The following is a 15047-nucleotide window of genomic DNA, read 5'->3' as shown; positions in this document are numbered from 1 at the left end:
GTGGGGGAGCCGCAGACGACGCTGCCGCCGCCCTGGAGGGGACGGCGGCAGCGTGCGGTGCAGGAGGAGGCTCAGGAGAGGCGCTCGCCCGACTCCGCGTCGAAGATGTGCACGCGGTGGTTCGCGGTCACGTACACGCGGTCGCCCGCGGTCGGGTGCACGCGGCCGTCGACGCGCGCGACGATGTCGGTGCGGCGGCCCTCGACCTCGGTGTGGCCGTAGAGGTAGCCGTCCGAGCCGAGCTCCTCGATGAGGTCGACCTCGATCGGCAGTCCGCCGGGCTGGGTCGAGACGGTGACGTCCTCGGGGCGCACGCCGAGCGTGACGACCTTCTGGCTCGTCTTCGCGAGCGCCTCGCGGGCGATCGGGAGGACGGTGTCGCCGAACTTGACGCCGCCGTCGGTGACGTCCGCGTGGAACAGGTTCATCGCGGGCGAGCCGATGAAGCCGGCTACGAAGACGTTGTTCGGGTTCTCGTACAGGTCGCGGGGCGAGCCGACCTGCTGGAGGAGGCCGTCCTTGAGGACCGCGATGCGGTCGCCCATGGTGAGCGCCTCGGTCTGGTCGTGGGTGACGTAGACCGTGGTGATGCCCAGGCGGCGCTGCAGCGTGCCGATCTGGGTGCGGGTGGACACGCGGAGCTTGGCGTCGAGGTTCGACAGCGGCTCGTCCATGAGGAAGACCTGGGGCTTGCGGACGATGGCGCGGCCCATCGCGACGCGCTGGCGCTGGCCACCGGAGAGCGCCTTCGGCTTGCGGTTCAGGTAGGGCTCGAGGTCGAGCATCTTCGCGGCCTCGAGGACCCGCGCGGCGCGCTCGTCCTTGTTGACGCCGGCGATCTTGAGCGCGAAGCCCATGTTCTCGGCGACCGACATGTGCGGGTACAGCGCGTAGTTCTGGAAGACCATCGCGATGTCGCGGTCCTTCGGCGGCACGTCCGTGACGTTGCGGTCGCCGATGAGGATGCGGCCCTCGTTGACCTCTTCGAGGCCGGCGAGCATGCGCAGGGAGGTGGACTTGCCGCAGCCGGAGGGGCCGACGAGGACGAGGAACTCGCCGTCGCCCACCTCGAGGTTGAGCTTGTCGACGGAGGCGCGAGTGGCCCCGGGGTAGACGCGGGACGCGTGGTCGAAAGTTACGGACGCCATTGTTCTTGCTCCTTCACCGGCAGGTACGTGCCGGACGATCCGAGTGAATGGAAGTGATGGTCATCATCGCGTGGGCGACTCCGACCAACCGTCACAGTATGCCACGGGGCCGACAGTCGTCGGTCGGGCACCGCGTATCCGTCGTTTGGAGGTTTCCCAGGGCTCGCGCGTAGGATTCCGGCGAGTCGCGCCCGGCGACCCCCTTCTTCCCCCTCTCTCATTCGGAGCGTTCTTGTCATGACCACCGGCGGAGCCAACGACCGTCTCTCGAAGAACCAGCGACGAGAGGCCGCCCGAGAGAAGGCGCGCCGCCTGCGTGAGCAGCAGAAGCGCCGCGACCGCGTGAGCCGCTTCGCCCTGCAGGGCGGGCTCGCCGCCGTCGTGATCGCGGTCGTCGTGATCGTGGTCTTCGCCGTCACCTCGAGCATCCGCCCCGCGGGCCCGGGCCCGGCGAACATGGCGAGCGACGGTGTCGTCATCGGCGAGAACATGGTCGCGCAGACGAGCGGTGTCGTCGCCGCCGACGGGACGCCCACCCCCAGCGCGCTCGACACCTCGGCCGGCACGGTCGACATCCGGGTCTACCTCGACTACCTCTGCCCCTACTGCGGCCAGTTCGAGAAGACCAACGGCGACCAGATCAAGGAGTGGGTGACCAGCGGTGCCGCGACGGTCGAGATCCACCCGATCGCCATCCTCACGACCCGCTCCAACGGAACCAAGTACTCGGAGCGCTCGGCCAACGCCGCCGCGTGCGTCGCGGACCGCTCGCCCGACTCCTTCTTCGACTTCAACTCCCTGCTGTTCGCCAACCAGCCGGCGGAGGGGACAGACGGACTCTCGGACGACCAGTTGAAGGACTACGCCTCGCAGGCGGGCGTCGAGGACACGGCGGCCGTCAACACCTGCATCGACGACCAGAGCTTCGTGAGCTGGGTCCGCGCCGCGACCGAGCGCGCCACATCGGGTCCGCTGCCCGGCACGGACGTGCCCGCTGTCACGGGCACCCCGACCGTCCTGGTCAACGGCGAGGCGTACTCGGGCTCGCTGACCGACCCGGACGCCTTCAGCTCCTTCGTGCTCTCGGCCGCCGCCGACTCCTACTCGTCGGCGACTCCCGCGCCCACCTCCTCCGAGACCCCGGCGCCGAGTGACACGCCCGCCTCCACCGAGGCCCCCGCGTCGACCGAGACCCCCGCGTCGACCGAGACCCCCGCTCCCAGCGACGCCCCGGTCTCCACCGAGGCTCCGGCCTCCTCCGAGCCCACTCCGGCCGCCGCGGGCTGAGCCCCGGACGCGGAGGAGCCCCGCGCATGAAGAAGGCCCCGACCGCACGCAGCGGTCGGGGCCTTCTTCTCTCCTGAGCCGACGACGGGACTTGAACCCGTAACCGCCCGATTACAAGTCGGGTGCGCTACCAATTGCGCCACGTCGGCAGGTGCGCTCGCGTGCCCGGCAACCCTATCGCGGGCCCCGGATCCGCTCGGATCGGGGCCCGCCGCGTCTCACGGCTCGAGGATGCTGAGGTGCCGCTCGGCGGGAGCGGGACGCTTGGGGCCGCCGATCTTCCCGTCGGGACGGCCGACGTAGAGCCAGCCGAGCAGCTCCTCGCCCTTCTCGAGGCGATGCGCCTTCCGCACGGCCTTGTCGCGCGTGTAGGAGCCGGTGCGCCAGAAGACACCCCAGCCCGCCTCGTCGAGCAGCAGGCTCAGGAGGTGGGCGACGCCCGAGGCGACGGCCTCCTGCTCCCAGGCCGGCACCTTCGACTTCTTGACGCTCACCACGACGGCCAGCAGCAGGGAGGCGCGGTGCGTCTTCTCGATGTACTTCCGCGGGTCCTTCTTCGCCCCCGAGGCGACCGCGAAGCTGCGGCCGACCCGGTCGCGGGCGGCGCCGCGGATCTCGATGACCCGCCACGGGCGCAGCGAGCTGTGATCGGCGAGACGCGACGCCGCCGAGACGAACGCCGCGATCTCGTCGTGCCCCGGAGCCTCCGGCGTCACCTTCGAGCGCGATCGGCGCGCGAGGACGGCCTCGAGCACGGGGGAGGAGGACACGGTCACTCGCCCTCGGCCTGGAAGTTCAGGGCGATCGAGTTCATGCAGTAGCGGTCGCCGGTGGGCGTGCCGAAGCCGTCCGGGAAGACGTGTCCCAGGTGGGATCCGCAGTTCGCGCAGCGGACCTCGGTGCGGACCATGCCGAGGGTGCTGTCCTCGATCAGCTGGACCGCGTCCGGGTTCACGGACTCGTAGAAGCTCGGCCAGCCGCAGCCGGAGTCGAACTTGGTGCCGCTCTTGAAGAGCTCGGCGCTGCAGGCGGCACAGGTGTAGAGGCCGGAGCGGTGCTCGTCGAGCAGCTCGCCGGTCCACGGGCGCTCGGTGGCGGCTTCGCGCAGGACCGCGTACTGGTCGCGGTCGAGCTCCTCGCGCCACTCGGCGTCGGACTTGTTCACGGAATACGACGACATGGGTCTCCCTCGGAATCCTCGTCAGTGTACGGGGGCGGTCGCGCCCCTCCACCTGGTCCAACCCCCGGGGCGACGGCTCCATTCCGCCTCCGCGGGCTGTGGAGGAGACTCCCCGCCTCCATGCCGCGACACGGTCACGAGGTGTTCGGAGCGCCTCACCGGCGGCGGCCGTGGGCCTGCCTACCCTGGAGGAATGAGCAGGACGACGGACCCGAGGCCGGGCACCGGTCTGTCCGAGCGCGAGCTGCGGGTGCTCGCCTTCGAGCGCGAGTGGACGGCCCGCTCCGGGGACAAGGACGACGCGATCCGCTCCCAGTTCGGACTGTCGGCCGCCCGCTACTATCAGGTGCTCAGCGCGGTGCTCGCCTCTCCGGCCGCCCTCGCGCACGACCCGATGCTCGTCACGCGGCTGCAGCGCATCCGCGACCAGCGCGCCGGCGCCCGCGCCTCGCGACGTCTCGGGCGCCTCGAGTAGACGAGCTGCTCGAGTCCACCAACGGAAGGCCGGCCGTACCCCCGATGTCGAACACGCACCCGAGAGACCGCTTCGACGAGGTCCCGGCGACGGAGGCGCGCGTCGGCGCCCACCGCCGGCCGCCGGCCCCTCACGCCCGCGCCGTCGCGCTCGCCTGGGCCGCGCTCGCCACCGGAGTCATCGTCCTGCTCGGCTTCATCGGGCTGCTGGTCATCGACGACCGGGTGCAGTTCACGGACGTGTTCACTCCGCCCACCGCGACCGCGGAGGCGACTCCGACCGCTGCCGCGACGCTCGATCCCGAGCTCGCCGTCGCCGTCCTCAACGGCACCGCCACCGTCGGACTCGCCGCCAGCGCCGGCGACGCCCTGACGACGGCCGGCTGGAGCGTCCCGACCGTCGCGAACGCGAACACCGAGGACATCGCCGCCACGACCGTCTACTTCACCGACCCGGCGCTCGAGGGAGCGGCCCTCGGTCTCGTCGACTCGCTCGGAACGGGGACCGTCCTGCTCTCGCAGGACTTCGTCGAGACGGGCTCCGTCGTCGTGGTCCTGGGGGCCGATTACGCGTCCGAGCAGGGCTGATCGGGGCCCTCTGTTACGGGCACGTTTCCTCCGTGTTGAATCCCGGGCAACTCTTCCCCGCGAGGCCCTTTCCAGCCCCTCCCGGGGCCGATAGCCGGATTAGTATTCCTGACCAGGCACCAGCACATCGCTCGTGCCGCGGGCATCACAGCACTGGGGAGTACAGAGATGGCGAACGGAACCGTCAAGTGGTTCAACGCTGAGAAGGGCTACGGCTTCATCACGGTCGACGGCGGCGGACAGGACGTCTTCGTCCACTACTCCGCGATCGACATGTCGGGGTACAAGGTCCTCGAGGAGGGGCAGCAGGTCGCGTTCGAGGTCGGCACGGGGTCGAAGGGCCCCCAGGCCGAATCGGTCCGCCCGGCCTGACCACCGAGCCTCCCGGGAGCCGTCGTCCGCCTCGTGCGGGCGGCGGCTCCTTCGTGTCGGAGCACGTGCCGGTCGCTTGCACTCGTCCACCGCGAGTGCCAGAATCGATCTTGGCACTCGCTTCGGTCGAGTGCCAGCACAGACATTTCACGACGTCCGGGAGGGACGAGAAACACACATGGCCAAGATCATTGCTTTTGACGAAGAAGCCCGCCGCGGCCTCGAGCGTGGACTCAACACTCTGGCCGACGCGGTCAAGGTGACCCTCGGCCCGCGCGGCCGCAACGTCGTCCTCGAGAAGAAGTGGGGCGCTCCCACCATCACGAACGACGGCGTCTCCATCGCCAAGGAGATCGAGCTCGACGAGCCGTACGAGAAGATCGGCGCCGAGCTCGTCAAGGAGGTCGCCAAGAAGACCGACGACGTCGCCGGCGACGGAACCACCACCGCGACCGTCCTCGCTCAGGCGCTCGTCCGCGAGGGCCTGCGCAACGTCGCGGCCGGCGCCGACCCGATCAGCCTCAAGAAGGGCATCGAGAAGGCCGTCAAGGCCGTCACCGCCGAGCTCATCGCCGGCGCGAAGGCGATCGAGACCAAGGAGGAGATCGCGGCGACCGCCTCCATCTCCGCCGCGGACCCCGAGATCGGCGCGATCATCGCCGAGGCGATCGACAAGGTCGGCAAGGAGGGAGTCGTCACCGTCGAGGAGTCGAACACCTTCGGCACCGAGCTCGAGCTCACCGAGGGCATGCGCTTCGACAAGGGCTACCTGTCGCAGTACTTCGTGACCGACCCCGACCGCCAGGAGGCGGTGTTCGAGGACCCCTACATCCTCATCGTCAACTCCAAGGTCTCGAACATCAAGGACCTGCTCCCGGTCGTCGACAAGGTGATCCAGGCGGGCAAGCAGCTGCTGATCATCGCCGAGGACGTCGACGGCGAGGCGCTGGCGACCCTGGTCGTCAACAAGATCCGCGGCATCTTCAAGTCGGTCGCCGTCAAGGCCCCCGGCTTCGGCGACCGTCGGAAGGCGCAGCTCCAGGACATCGCGATCCTCACCGGCGGCCAGGTCATCTCCGAGGAGGTCGGCCTCAAGCTCGAGAACGTCACCCTCGACCTGCTCGGCTCGGCCCGCAAGGTCGTCATCACCAAGGACGAGACCACGATCGTCGAGGGTGCCGGCGACGCCGAGGCCATCGCCGGCCGCGTCGCGCAGATCCGCGGCGAGATCGAGAACACCGACAGCGACTACGACCGCGAGAAGCTCCAGGAGCGCCTCGCGAAGCTCGCCGGCGGCGTCGCGGTCATCAAGGCCGGAGCGGCGACCGAGGTCGAGCTCAAGGAGCGCAAGCACCGCATCGAGGACGCCGTCCGCAACGCGAAGGCCGCCGTCGAGGAGGGCATCGTCGCCGGTGGTGGCGTCGCCCTCATCCAGGCCGGCAAGCTCGCCTTCGAGAAGCTCGAGCTCGTCGGGGACGAGGCGACCGGCGCGAACATCGTCAAGGTCGCCATCGATGCCCCGCTCAAGCAGATCGCCCTCAACGCGGGCATGGAGCCCGGCGTCGTCGCCGCGAAGGTCCGCGAGCTGCCCACCGGACACGGCCTCAACGCCGCGACCGGCGAGTACGTCGACCTCATCGCCGCGGGCATCATCGACCCGGTCAAGGTCACGCGCTCCGCTCTGCAGAACGCGGCGTCGATCGCCGGTCTCTTCCTCACCACGGAGGCCGTCGTCGCCGACAAGCCCGAGAAGAACCCGGTCGCTGCGGGCGGCGACCCCACCGGAGGCATGGACTTCTAGTCCAGGCCCCCACCACGCAGAAGGCGGTTCCCCTCCGGGGGAGCCGCCTTCGGCGTTTCCGGAGGCATCTGAGCGAGCAGCAGGCGACCGAACCGGCAGGTGGTCCTGGATCCGCTCCGCGACCACAACGGCGGTTCTCCTGCGGTGGCACCGCCCTCCGCGCCGCCTCGGTCTCCTCAGCGGACACCGGCACCAGAAGCGCGTGGAGTGCGCCGGTGCGGGTCGCGACGTCCGGGTCAAGGCAGAGAAGTTTTCGGCCGAACGGATGCGGACGGCGATCCCGCAGGATCCGGTGACGCGGCATCCGTCGAGCGTCGGGTCTCATCTCCAGCGGTCCGGGCGGGCTCGCCGCCCGTTGGTCCCCAAGAGGAGAGAGTGAGCCGTGCGCGGCCGTGCGGGCCGGGTGGGCGAGGTCACGGTCGCCCCGGGCGGATCGATCCGTGCCGCTCGCGGACGTCGACGGGAGAGCCCGGACCGAAGGGGCCCCCGAGGAAGGACGGACCGCGGTGCGGATCAGACCGAGGCGGGGGAGGTCTCGCCGTTCTGGCCGACCGTGAGCAGCGGCAGCGCGACGCGGAAGGTCGCGCCTCCGCCCGGCGTCTCGACGACGTCCACGCGGCCCTTGTGCGCGGCGACGATCGAGGACACGATCGCCAGCCCGAGGCCGCTGCCGCCGGTCTCGCGGGTCCGCGACGTGTCCGCGCGCCAGAAGCGCTGGAAGATCTTTTCGCGGATCTGCGGCGGGATGCCCTCGCCGTGGTCGATGACCTCCAGCAGGGCGAGGCGGCGGGAGCGGTCGACGGCGACGCCGATCTCGATCGGAGTGTCCTCGGGCGTGTAGCGGACGGCGTTGCCGATCAGGTTCGTCAGGACCTGGCGGATCTTGTTCTCCTCCGCCATCACCATCGCCGGCACGCCCGGCTCCTCGGGGGCGGTGGCGGTGCCGGCGGCGATCTCCTCGGCGTTGACCCGTCGCGGACGCCGGCGGAATCGGGCGAGCCTCGCTCCTGCAGCGGCGATCGGGCCGGTGAGCCCGGGGTTCGTCAGCTCCATGGTCTGCGTGGCGGAGGCGCCGGCCTCGTCGGGCTCGAGCGCGGGCGTCTCCACGGGGGTGTCGTCGCGGGTCTCGACGCCGAAGTCGCGGTCGGGCCAGGAGGCCATCGCGTCCATCGCGGCGTCGCGGGCGAGCGGCATCAGATCGACGGGCGCGAGTGCGAGAGGCTTCGTCTCGTCGAGGCGGGCGAGCTCGAGGAGGTCCTCGACCAGGCCGCCCATCCGGATCGCCTCCTTCTCGATGCGCTCCATCGCCTGGCCGACGGCCTCGGGCGTCTGCAGAGCGCCCATCCGGTACAGCTCGGCGTAGCCGCGGACCGAGACCAGCGGCGTGCGCAGCTCGTGGCTGGCGTCGCCGACGAAGCGGCGCATCTGGTCGATCGTGCGGGCGCGGTCGCGGAAGGCGGAGTCGATCCGCCCGAGCATCGCGTTCAGGGAGCGGTTGAGGCGCCCGACCTCGGTGTTGGGCGTCGTGCCGTCCAGACGCTGGCTGAAGTCGCCGTCCGCGATGGCCGCAGCGGTCTGCTCGACCTCGCGCAGCGGGGCGAAGGTGGTGGTGACCAGCAGGCGGGTGAGGAGTGCGCCGATCACGACGATCGCGACTCCGAAGCCCAGGAAGATCGTGAGGTACGTCGTCATGATGACGTCGACGCTGCGGGTCGACACCGCGAGCAGGAGCGTCTGGTACTCGGTGCCCCTCGTGAACACCGTCGACATGACGTGGTACTCGACCTTGCCGTTGGAGCTCCAGATCTCCATCGGCTTGTCGCCGCCCTGCAGCGCCTGCTCGAGGGTGAAGGTCTGCGGGAAGGCGGGGTCGGCCGCGCCGGACGCGTTCGTGTTGTCGAGCGTGCCGTACTGGTCGTAGACGGCGCCGAAATCGGCCTTGGACTCGTCGATCGCGGCGAGGTCGTTGACGGAGAGGTCGCTCGCCGTCCGCTGGACCTGGTCGGCCAGCTGCGCGTCGAGCTGGGCGACGAGCTGCGGCTTCAGCATCGTCATCGTCCCGATCCCGGAGACGAGGAGTCCCAGCGTGAGCAAGAGGACCGTGACCGCGGTGATCTTCGTGCGCAACGAGATGGAGTTCCACCGCTCGGCCAGACCCTGGTGCATGGCGGTGGAACTCCCTCGGGATCGGCGGGCGCCGCGCCTCCGGCGGGAGGTGGCGCCGAGGTGGCGGAGGCTAGGCCTTCGCGACCTTCAGCATGTATCCGAATCCTCGCTTGGTCTGGATGAGCGATTCCTCCGAATGCGTGTCGAGCTTACGTCGCAGGTACGAGATGTAGGACTCGACGATGCCCGCATCGCCGTTGAAGTCGTACTCCCAGACGTGGTCGAGGATCTGCGCCTTGCTGAGCACCCGGTTCGGGTTGAGCATCAGGTAGCGGAGCAGCTTGAACTCGGTGGGGCTGAGCTCCACCGGCTCGTCGCCGACGAGGACCTCGTGCGTGTCCTGGTCCATCGTCAGCTCGCCGGCCCGGATGACCGCGTCCTCCTCGGCGTGCATGGTGCGGCGGAGGATCGCCTTGATGCGCGCGACGATCTCGTCGAGGCTGAACGGCTTCGTGACGTAGTCGTCACCGCCGACGGTGAGGCCCGTGATCTTGTCCTCGGTGTCGTCCTTCGCCGTGAGGAAGAGAATGGGGGAGGTGTACCCGGCCGAGCGGAGGCGCTTGGTCACGCCGAACCCGTTCATGTCGGGGAGCATCACGTCGAGGATGATCAGGTCCGGCTCCTCCTCGAGGACCGCCGAGATCGCCTGGGCCCCGTTGCCGACCGCACGCACGGCGAAGCCGGCGAAGCGGAGGCTCGTGGTGAGCAGGTCTCTGATGTTGGGCTCGTCGTCGACGATGAGAATGCGGGGTCCGTCCATGCAGGACAGTATCTGGCCGTCGGCTGTACGGAGTCTGGGAGTCGGTTGTCCGGGCGCTCGGTGCCGGCTCGGCGGCGGGGAACGCCGGATCGGAGGCGGTGCGGCGGGAGGAGAGCGAGTTCGATCAGGACTGCCCGCGGCGGCGCCGGACCCCCACGATGAGCATCGCGATCATCATGAGGAACGCGATGGGCAGGCCCACCAGCGGCACAGCGAAGACGAACTGCCAGAACGGGCCGGCGTACTCGCGGATCCCGAGCGCGGGGGCGACCAGGATCGCGAGGAACGCGAGGACCGTCACGACGATGATCGCGATGAACATGTAGGCGAGCGTGCGCTCCGCGCGTCCGACGCCCGCCGGCTCCTGTGGCTTCACTCGTCAAGGATAGGGCGGCCCCGGTCGACTAAACTGATGGCTGCTTCATTTCCAGGAGGGGTCTGCATGCCTACCGGCAAGGTCAAGTTCTACGACGAGGAGAAGGGCTTCGGCTTCATCAGCACTGATGACGGCCAGGAGGTCTTCCTGCACGCTTCCGCGCTGCCCTCCGGGACCGCGGTCAAGGCCGGCACCCGCCTCGAGTTCGGCATCGCCGACGGCAAGCGCGGGGCGCAGGCGCTCTCGGCGCGCGTCCTCGACGCCCCGCCGAGCCTGGTGAAGCTCAACCGGAAGTCCGCGGACGACATGTCCGTGATCGTGGAGGACACGGTCAAGCTGCTCGACGGGATCGGCGCCGGGCTCAAGCGCGGCCGCTACCCCGACAAGGCGCACGGGCGCACGATCGCGGCGCTCCTGCGCCGGGTTGCGGACGAGCTGGATGCCTGACGCCGACGACACGACCGACGAGCAGGGCCCGGTCGAGGAGGCTGTCGCCGCTCCGACCACGGAGGACGCTCGCGTGGAGCAGTCCTCGGAAGAGGGTGACCCCGGCGCCGAGCCGGACGCGACTCCCGCCGATTCTGACTCCTCCGCTGAGGACGCGCGCGGAGCCGACGAGGAGACTGACGCTGACCAGGCGGCTCCTGTCGACGAGGCTCCCTCCGACGAGGGTGAGAGCGACGCGGCCCTCCCGGTGACCGAGGCTTCTGGCGAGGACTCCGCCTCTGCGGAGGAGACTCTTCCGGCCGACGACGTCGCCGCGGAGGCGGGAGTCTCCGGCTCGGGCACGGCTTCTGCTGCAGTGCCGGCTCCTGCTGAGGACGCGGCTCCTGCTGACGCTGCGGTTCCTGCTGATGACGCGGTTCCGGCCGAGGACGCGGGAACACCTGAGGACTCGGCTCCTGCTCAGGACACGGTTCCTGCTGACGGCTCGGCTCGTGCTGAGGACGCGACTTCTGCTGGGGCCGCGGCGCTTGCTGAGGACGCGACTTCTGCTGAGTACTCCGGTCCCGTCATCGCCGAACCATCCGAGGCAGACGACGACGCTTCCACGGGGGAGGCGGCCGAGGCCGCCGCGGACGAGGCTCCCGAGCCCGTCTACGAGGCGGACGCCGTGCTCGCGGGGTCTCTCGATGTCGCTCGCGCCGCGCTCGCCGAGATCGCCCCCGAGGGGACGATCGGGGAGCTGGTCACGACTCTGGCGCAGGGCGAGCACGTCGTGTCGCTGCAGTTCGCGAACCTCATGCGCGGCTACCCGGGTTGGCTGTGGACGGCGACGCTGTCCCGGATCGACGAGACCGAGGACGTGAACGTCCTGGAGGTCGAGCTGCTGCCGGGCGAGGGCGCGGTCCTCGCTCCGGACTGGGTGCCGTGGTCCGTGCGTCTCGCCGACTACCAGACCGCGCAGGACGCGCTCGGCGAGGAGGTCGAGGACGCGGACGACGACGAGCTCGAGGACGCCGAGGAAGACGACCTCGACGACGAGTCGGACGACGACTCCGACGAGGACGAGGACGAGGACGAGGACGCGGGCGACGACGACGACTCGGATGACGACGACGACTCGGATGACGATTCCGACGATGACGACTCGGACGATGAGGACTCGGACGAGGACGACTCCGACGACCCGGACGACGACTCCGACGACGAGGACTCCGACGACGTCGAGCCCGAGCCCGCTCCCGCCCCGACGACCCGTCGCCGTCGACGTCGCCGCTGATCCGGTCCGTCGCCGCCCGATGAGCATCGACTCCGACACCCGCATCGCTTATCCCGACGGCGCCGTGCGCTCCTCCGGGCGCGTGCAGCACGTGGGCCGGCTGGAGGACGGCCGCTGGGCGGTCGTCCTCGATGCGACCTCCGCTCACCCCGTCGACCCGACCTGGCCCGACCAGGGGCCCGACCGCGGCGCGCTGGTCGTGGCGGGGGAGCGGCATCCCCTCATCGACTGCCGCATCGGGGCGTGGCAGGGCGGCGAGCTGCACGTCGGCGCGCGGCTCCCGGCGCGGCTCGGCACTCCGGAGTGGAGCTTCGTCGTCGTCCACATCGTCGACGACGCTTCCTCACTCCACGTGGACGACGAGGTCGACGTCGAGGTCGACGCGGAGCACCGGCACGAGCTCTCCCGCGGGCACACCGCCTGCCACCTCGCCTCCCTCGCCCTCAACGCCGCTCTGGCCTCGTTCTGGTCGAAGCCTGCGCGCACCGACGCCCTGGGCAACCCGGACTTCGACCAGGCGGCGATCCAGACCTCGCGGATCCGCGAGTCCGGCTCCACCGACGTCTACCGCCTCGGCAAGTCCCTCCGACGCAGCGGGATGGACACCGCCCGCCTGCTGGCGGAGATCCTCGAGGTGCAGGAGCGGGTGAACGCCCTCCTCGCCGAGTGGATCGCCTCGGACGCGGAGGTGCGCATCGAGCGCGACGACGACCTCCTCAGCACGCGGCGGACCTGGCGCTGCACCCTCCCCGCGGGGGACGCCGCGATCGCGTGCGGCGGCACCCACGTCGAGCGCCTCGGCGAGTTCACCGGCCTGCGCGTCCGTCTCGAGCCCGAGGCCGACGGCACCGGACTCCGGATGGAGACCGACGCGGTCTAGCGGCGGTTGCGGCTGTAGAACAGCCCGATCGTGCCGAGGACCAGTCCGATCACGACGGTCGACAGGACGACCGGCTCGATGACGGCTCCGACGGCCGTCGCCACGAGCACGGCCACGAGCGCGACCGCCCAGACGACGCACCCGACCAGCAGAGCCGTCGCGTCGTCGCTCGCGTAGGGCGGCGGCGCGGGCCGCCGCTCCTCCTCGCGCAGCCACAGCCGCATGGCGTGCCTCAGACCGCCAGGCGCTCGAGGACGTGGTCGATGCAGCCGAGCAGCGAGCGGACGTCGTCCGGCTCGATCGCGACGAACGTCGCCACGCGCAACTGGTTGCGGCCGAGCTTGCGGTACGGCTCCGTGTCGACGATCCCGTTCGCGCGGAGGATCTTCGCGACGAGAGCGGCATCGACGGAGGCGTCGAAGTCGACGGTCGCGACGACCTGGGAGCGGTGCTCGGGCACCTCGACGAACGGGGTGGCGAGGCTCGAGGCCTCGGCCCAGTCGTAGATCGCGGAGGAGGACTCGGCCGTGCGCGCCGACGCCCAGGCCAGGCCGCCCGAGGCGTTCATCCACTCGAGCTGCGACTCCATCAGCAGGAGGGTCGAGAGCGCCGGAGTGTTCAGCGTCTGGTTCAGGCGCGAGTTGTCGACGGCGTTCTTGAGGCTCAGGAACTCGGGGATGTAGCGGCCGCTCGCCGCGATGCGCTCGATCCGCTCGATCGCGGCGGGGGAGAAGAGGCCGAACCAGAGTCCGCCGTCGGAGGCGAAGTTCTTCTGCGGGGCGAAGTAGTAGACGTCGGCCTCGGCGATGTCGACGTCGATGCCGCCCGCCGCGCTGGTGGCGTCGATGACGGTGAGCGCGCCCTCGTCGCCGCGGACCCGGCGGACCGGGGCCATCACTCCGGTGCTCGTCTCGTTGTGGGGCCACGCGTACACGTCGATTCCCTCGACGATCTCGACCTCGCTCCGGGACCCCGCGGGGGCGGAGACGACGTGGGCCGGCTCGAGGAACGGCGCGGAGGCGGCGGCCGCGAACTTCTGGCCGAACTCGCCGAACGTGAGGTTCTCGGCGCGGCGCTCGATGAGGGAGAAGGCCGCGGCGTCCCAGAAGGCGGTCGAGCCGCCGTTGCCCAGCAGGACCTCGTAGCCGTCGGGGATGCGGAACAGCGTGGCGAGGTGCTCGCGCACGCGCCCGACGAGATCCTTGACGGGCGCCTGGCGGTGCGAGGTCCCGAGGAGGTGCGCGCCCTGCGTCGCGAGGTGGGCGAGTTGGTCGTGCCGCACCTTGGACGGGCCGCAGCCGAACCGTCCGTCGTGGGGGAGAAGCTCGCGAGGAATGGTGAGGTCCGGCATGCGTTAATACTAGGGTTCCCGGCCCGCACCCCTCCTCCGAGCGACGGAGGCCTGCGTCGCGCCGCAGCGCCGATGCTGCGTCGTGGCGACCACTAGGGTGGAGCGCGCCGAGACGGGAAGGCTGAGATGACGGATCTGATCGACACCACCGAGATGTACCTGCGCACCATCCTCGAGCTCGAGGAGGAGAACATCATCCCGCTGCGCGCGCGCATCTCGGAGCGGCTCAGCCACTCCGGGCCGACCGTGTCGCAGACCGTCGGTCGCATGGAGCGCGACGGCCTCGTCGTCGTCTCGGGCGACCGCCACCTCGAGCTCACCTCCGACGGCCGCCGCAAGGCGATCCACGTCATGCGCAAGCACCGCCTCGCCGAGCGGCTCCTCCACGACGTCATCAAGCTCGACTGGGAGTTCGTGCACGAGGAGGCCTGCCGCTGGGAGCACGTGATGAGCGAGCAGGTCGAGCGCCGTCTCCTCGAGATGCTCGACCACCCGACGGAGTCGCCCTACGGCAATCCGATCCCGGGCCTGGACGAGCTCGGCGACACCCCCGCCTCCCGCTTCGCCGACGGCGTCATCAGCCTGCCGCGCTTCGTCGCGGGGTCGAGCGAGCCCCGCCGCGGCGTCGTCCGGCGCCTCGGCGAGCCGGCGCAGGTCGATCCGGAGCTCCTCCTCCAGCTCAAGCAGGCCGGGGTCGTCCCCGGTGCCGAGGGCGAGTTCTCGGCCCTCAACGGCTACGTGCTCGCTCGCATCGACGGCGCCGAGGCGGGCATCGAGCTGCCGAACGAGGTCGCGGCGCACATCTTCCTCGTCGTCTGACCCGCGTCTCCCTGGGAGCGGCCCGTACGGGCCCTTACCGCATCCGGTGACCGGAGGCGAACGGGAGAGCGGTCTCTTCCCGCCGAGAAGGTGACAAATCGGTAACGGTCGCTTACGCTCTG

General features: G+C 70.4%; 17 protein-coding genes and 1 tRNA gene. 9 read left to right on the top strand and 9 right to left on the bottom strand.

The window, feature by feature from the left end; all coding sequences use genetic code 11:
- Positions 1-71 precede the first annotated feature (71 nt).
- A complete protein-coding gene (locus C5D04_RS06780) occupies positions 72-1148 on the bottom strand; it encodes an ABC transporter ATP-binding protein (protein WP_104224593.1) in 1077 nt (358 codons plus the stop codon).
- A gap of 237 nt (positions 1149-1385) precedes the next feature.
- Between C5D04_RS06780 and C5D04_RS06775 the strand changes: the two genes are divergently transcribed.
- Entirely contained in the window at positions 1386-2435 is a 1050-nt protein-coding gene (locus tag C5D04_RS06775; protein WP_104347453.1) for a thioredoxin domain-containing protein, read from the top strand.
- Between the two features lie 76 nt (positions 2436-2511).
- Here the strand turns inward: C5D04_RS06775 and C5D04_RS06770 are convergent.
- The 3 genes from C5D04_RS06770 to msrB form a co-directional block, all read right to left on the bottom strand.
- Positions 2512-2584 (bottom strand) — tRNA-Thr (locus C5D04_RS06770).
- A 69-nt stretch (positions 2585-2653) separates the two neighbouring features.
- Positions 2654-3211 (bottom strand): nitroreductase family protein, encoded by a 558-nt coding sequence (locus C5D04_RS06765; protein ID WP_104226480.1) that lies wholly within the window; start codon positions 3209-3211, stop codon positions 2654-2656.
- The gene (gene msrB / locus C5D04_RS06760; RefSeq protein WP_104224596.1) at positions 3208-3615 is read right to left on the bottom strand and encodes a peptide-methionine (R)-S-oxide reductase MsrB; all 408 of its coding nucleotides are present in this window, start codon (positions 3613-3615) and stop codon (positions 3208-3210) included. Before msrB ends, C5D04_RS06765 begins: the two co-directional genes overlap by 4 nt.
- 193 nt (positions 3616-3808) lie before the next feature.
- On the opposite strand from msrB, the gene C5D04_RS06755 reads away from it, so the two are divergent.
- From C5D04_RS06755 to groL, 4 genes are all read left to right on the top strand, one after another.
- Complete coding sequence (locus C5D04_RS06755) at positions 3809-4090, top strand: DUF3263 domain-containing protein (RefSeq protein ID WP_104224597.1); 282 nt, start codon at positions 3809-3811, stop codon at positions 4088-4090.
- 44 nt (positions 4091-4134) lie between these two features.
- A complete protein-coding gene (locus C5D04_RS06750; RefSeq protein ID WP_104337243.1) occupies positions 4135-4677 on the top strand; it encodes a LytR C-terminal domain-containing protein in 543 nt (180 codons plus the stop codon).
- A gap of 168 nt (positions 4678-4845) precedes the next feature.
- Positions 4846-5049: a cold-shock protein gene (locus C5D04_RS06745; RefSeq protein ID WP_104224599.1), complete on the top strand. Its 204-nt coding sequence runs from the start codon at positions 4846-4848 to the stop codon at positions 5047-5049.
- A gap of 178 nt (positions 5050-5227) precedes the next feature.
- Positions 5228-6850, top strand: a complete 1623-nt coding sequence (gene groL, locus C5D04_RS06740) for a chaperonin GroEL (RefSeq protein WP_104224600.1) — start codon at positions 5228-5230, stop codon at positions 6848-6850.
- 513 nt (positions 6851-7363) lie between these two features.
- On the opposite strand, the gene C5D04_RS06735 is transcribed toward groL, so the two are convergent.
- The 3 genes from C5D04_RS06735 to C5D04_RS06725 form a co-directional block, all read right to left on the bottom strand.
- The gene (locus C5D04_RS06735) at positions 7364-9016 is read right to left on the bottom strand and encodes a HAMP domain-containing sensor histidine kinase (RefSeq protein ID WP_104224601.1); all 1653 of its coding nucleotides are present in this window, start codon (positions 9014-9016) and stop codon (positions 7364-7366) included.
- A 70-nt stretch (positions 9017-9086) separates the two neighbouring features.
- A complete protein-coding gene (locus tag C5D04_RS06730) occupies positions 9087-9776 on the bottom strand; it encodes a response regulator transcription factor (RefSeq protein WP_055787731.1) in 690 nt (229 codons plus the stop codon).
- A 124-nt stretch (positions 9777-9900) separates the two neighbouring features.
- Entirely contained in the window at positions 9901-10152 is a 252-nt protein-coding gene (locus C5D04_RS06725) for a hypothetical protein (protein WP_258068853.1), read from the bottom strand.
- A gap of 66 nt (positions 10153-10218) precedes the next feature.
- Between C5D04_RS06725 and C5D04_RS06720 the strand changes: the two genes are divergently transcribed.
- From C5D04_RS06720 to C5D04_RS06710, 3 genes are read left to right on the top strand one after another with little or no spacing between them, the layout of a single operon-like run.
- Entirely contained in the window at positions 10219-10599 is a 381-nt protein-coding gene (locus tag C5D04_RS06720) for a cold-shock protein (protein ID WP_104224602.1), read from the top strand.
- The gene (locus C5D04_RS06715) at positions 10592-11875 is read left to right on the top strand and encodes a DUF3027 domain-containing protein (protein ID WP_104347452.1); all 1284 of its coding nucleotides are present in this window, start codon (positions 10592-10594) and stop codon (positions 11873-11875) included. Before C5D04_RS06720 ends, C5D04_RS06715 begins: the two co-directional genes overlap by 8 nt.
- A 19-nt stretch (positions 11876-11894) precedes the next feature.
- Positions 11895-12755 carry a metal-dependent hydrolase gene (locus C5D04_RS06710; RefSeq protein WP_104347451.1) on the top strand — a complete coding sequence of 287 codons (861 nt, stop codon included), beginning with the start codon at positions 11895-11897 and terminating at the stop codon, positions 12753-12755.
- Here C5D04_RS06710 and C5D04_RS06705 read toward each other — a convergent pair.
- Entirely contained in the window at positions 12752-12979 is a 228-nt protein-coding gene (locus tag C5D04_RS06705) for a DUF2530 domain-containing protein (protein WP_104224604.1), read from the bottom strand. The two genes, C5D04_RS06710 and C5D04_RS06705, sit on opposite strands and share 4 nt — an antisense overlap.
- Before the next feature lie 8 nt (positions 12980-12987).
- The gene (serC, locus tag C5D04_RS06700; RefSeq protein ID WP_104224605.1) at positions 12988-14106 is read right to left on the bottom strand and encodes a phosphoserine transaminase; all 1119 of its coding nucleotides are present in this window, start codon (positions 14104-14106) and stop codon (positions 12988-12990) included.
- Positions 14107-14232: 126 nt separating this feature from the next.
- Between serC and C5D04_RS06695 the strand changes: the two genes are divergently transcribed.
- Positions 14233-14925, top strand: a complete 693-nt coding sequence (locus C5D04_RS06695) for a metal-dependent transcriptional regulator (protein ID WP_104224606.1) — start codon at positions 14233-14235, stop codon at positions 14923-14925.
- Positions 14926-15047: the final 122 nt, after the last annotated feature.

Source organism: Rathayibacter sp. AY1D2 (genome assembly GCF_002932695.1).
GTDB lineage: Bacteria > Actinomycetota > Actinomycetes > Actinomycetales > Microbacteriaceae > Rathayibacter.
The sequence above is the reverse complement of the archived record's forward strand: the minus strand, read 5'-3'. Positions and strand labels throughout refer to the sequence as shown.

Bases quoted from the DNA above. Each gene is read 5' to 3' on its own strand.
- C5D04_RS06705 (WP_104224604.1), bottom strand. From the start codon at position 12,979: ATGCGGCTGTGGCTGCGCGAGGAGGAGCGGCGGCCCGCGCCGCCGCCC.
- C5D04_RS06710 (WP_104347451.1), top strand. From the start codon at position 11,895: ATGAGCATCGACTCCGACACCCGCATCGCTTATCCCGACGGCGCCGTG.
- C5D04_RS06745 (WP_104224599.1), top strand. From the start codon at position 4,846: ATGGCGAACGGAACCGTCAAGTGGTTCAACGCTGAGAAGGGCTACGGC.
- C5D04_RS06715 (WP_104347452.1), top strand. From the start codon at position 10,592: ATGCCTGACGCCGACGACACGACCGACGAGCAGGGCCCGGTCGAGGAG.
- C5D04_RS06750 (WP_104337243.1), top strand. From the start codon at position 4,135: ATGTCGAACACGCACCCGAGAGACCGCTTCGACGAGGTCCCGGCGACG.
- C5D04_RS06775 (WP_104347453.1), top strand. From the start codon at position 1,386: ATGACCACCGGCGGAGCCAACGACCGTCTCTCGAAGAACCAGCGACGA.
- serC (WP_104224605.1), bottom strand. From the start codon at position 14,106: ATGCCGGACCTCACCATTCCTCGCGAGCTTCTCCCCCACGACGGACGG.
- C5D04_RS06780 (WP_104224593.1), bottom strand. From the start codon at position 1,148: ATGGCGTCCGTAACTTTCGACCACGCGTCCCGCGTCTACCCCGGGGCC.
- C5D04_RS06695 (WP_104224606.1), top strand. From the start codon at position 14,233: ATGACGGATCTGATCGACACCACCGAGATGTACCTGCGCACCATCCTC.
- C5D04_RS06755 (WP_104224597.1), top strand. From the start codon at position 3,809: ATGAGCAGGACGACGGACCCGAGGCCGGGCACCGGTCTGTCCGAGCGC.
- C5D04_RS06730 (WP_055787731.1), bottom strand. From the start codon at position 9,776: ATGGACGGACCCCGCATTCTCATCGTCGACGACGAGCCCAACATCAGA.
- groL (WP_104224600.1), top strand. From the start codon at position 5,228: ATGGCCAAGATCATTGCTTTTGACGAAGAAGCCCGCCGCGGCCTCGAG.
- C5D04_RS06720 (WP_104224602.1), top strand. From the start codon at position 10,219: ATGCCTACCGGCAAGGTCAAGTTCTACGACGAGGAGAAGGGCTTCGGC.
- msrB (WP_104224596.1), bottom strand. From the start codon at position 3,615: ATGTCGTCGTATTCCGTGAACAAGTCCGACGCCGAGTGGCGCGAGGAG.
- C5D04_RS06735 (WP_104224601.1), bottom strand. From the start codon at position 9,016: ATGCACCAGGGTCTGGCCGAGCGGTGGAACTCCATCTCGTTGCGCACG.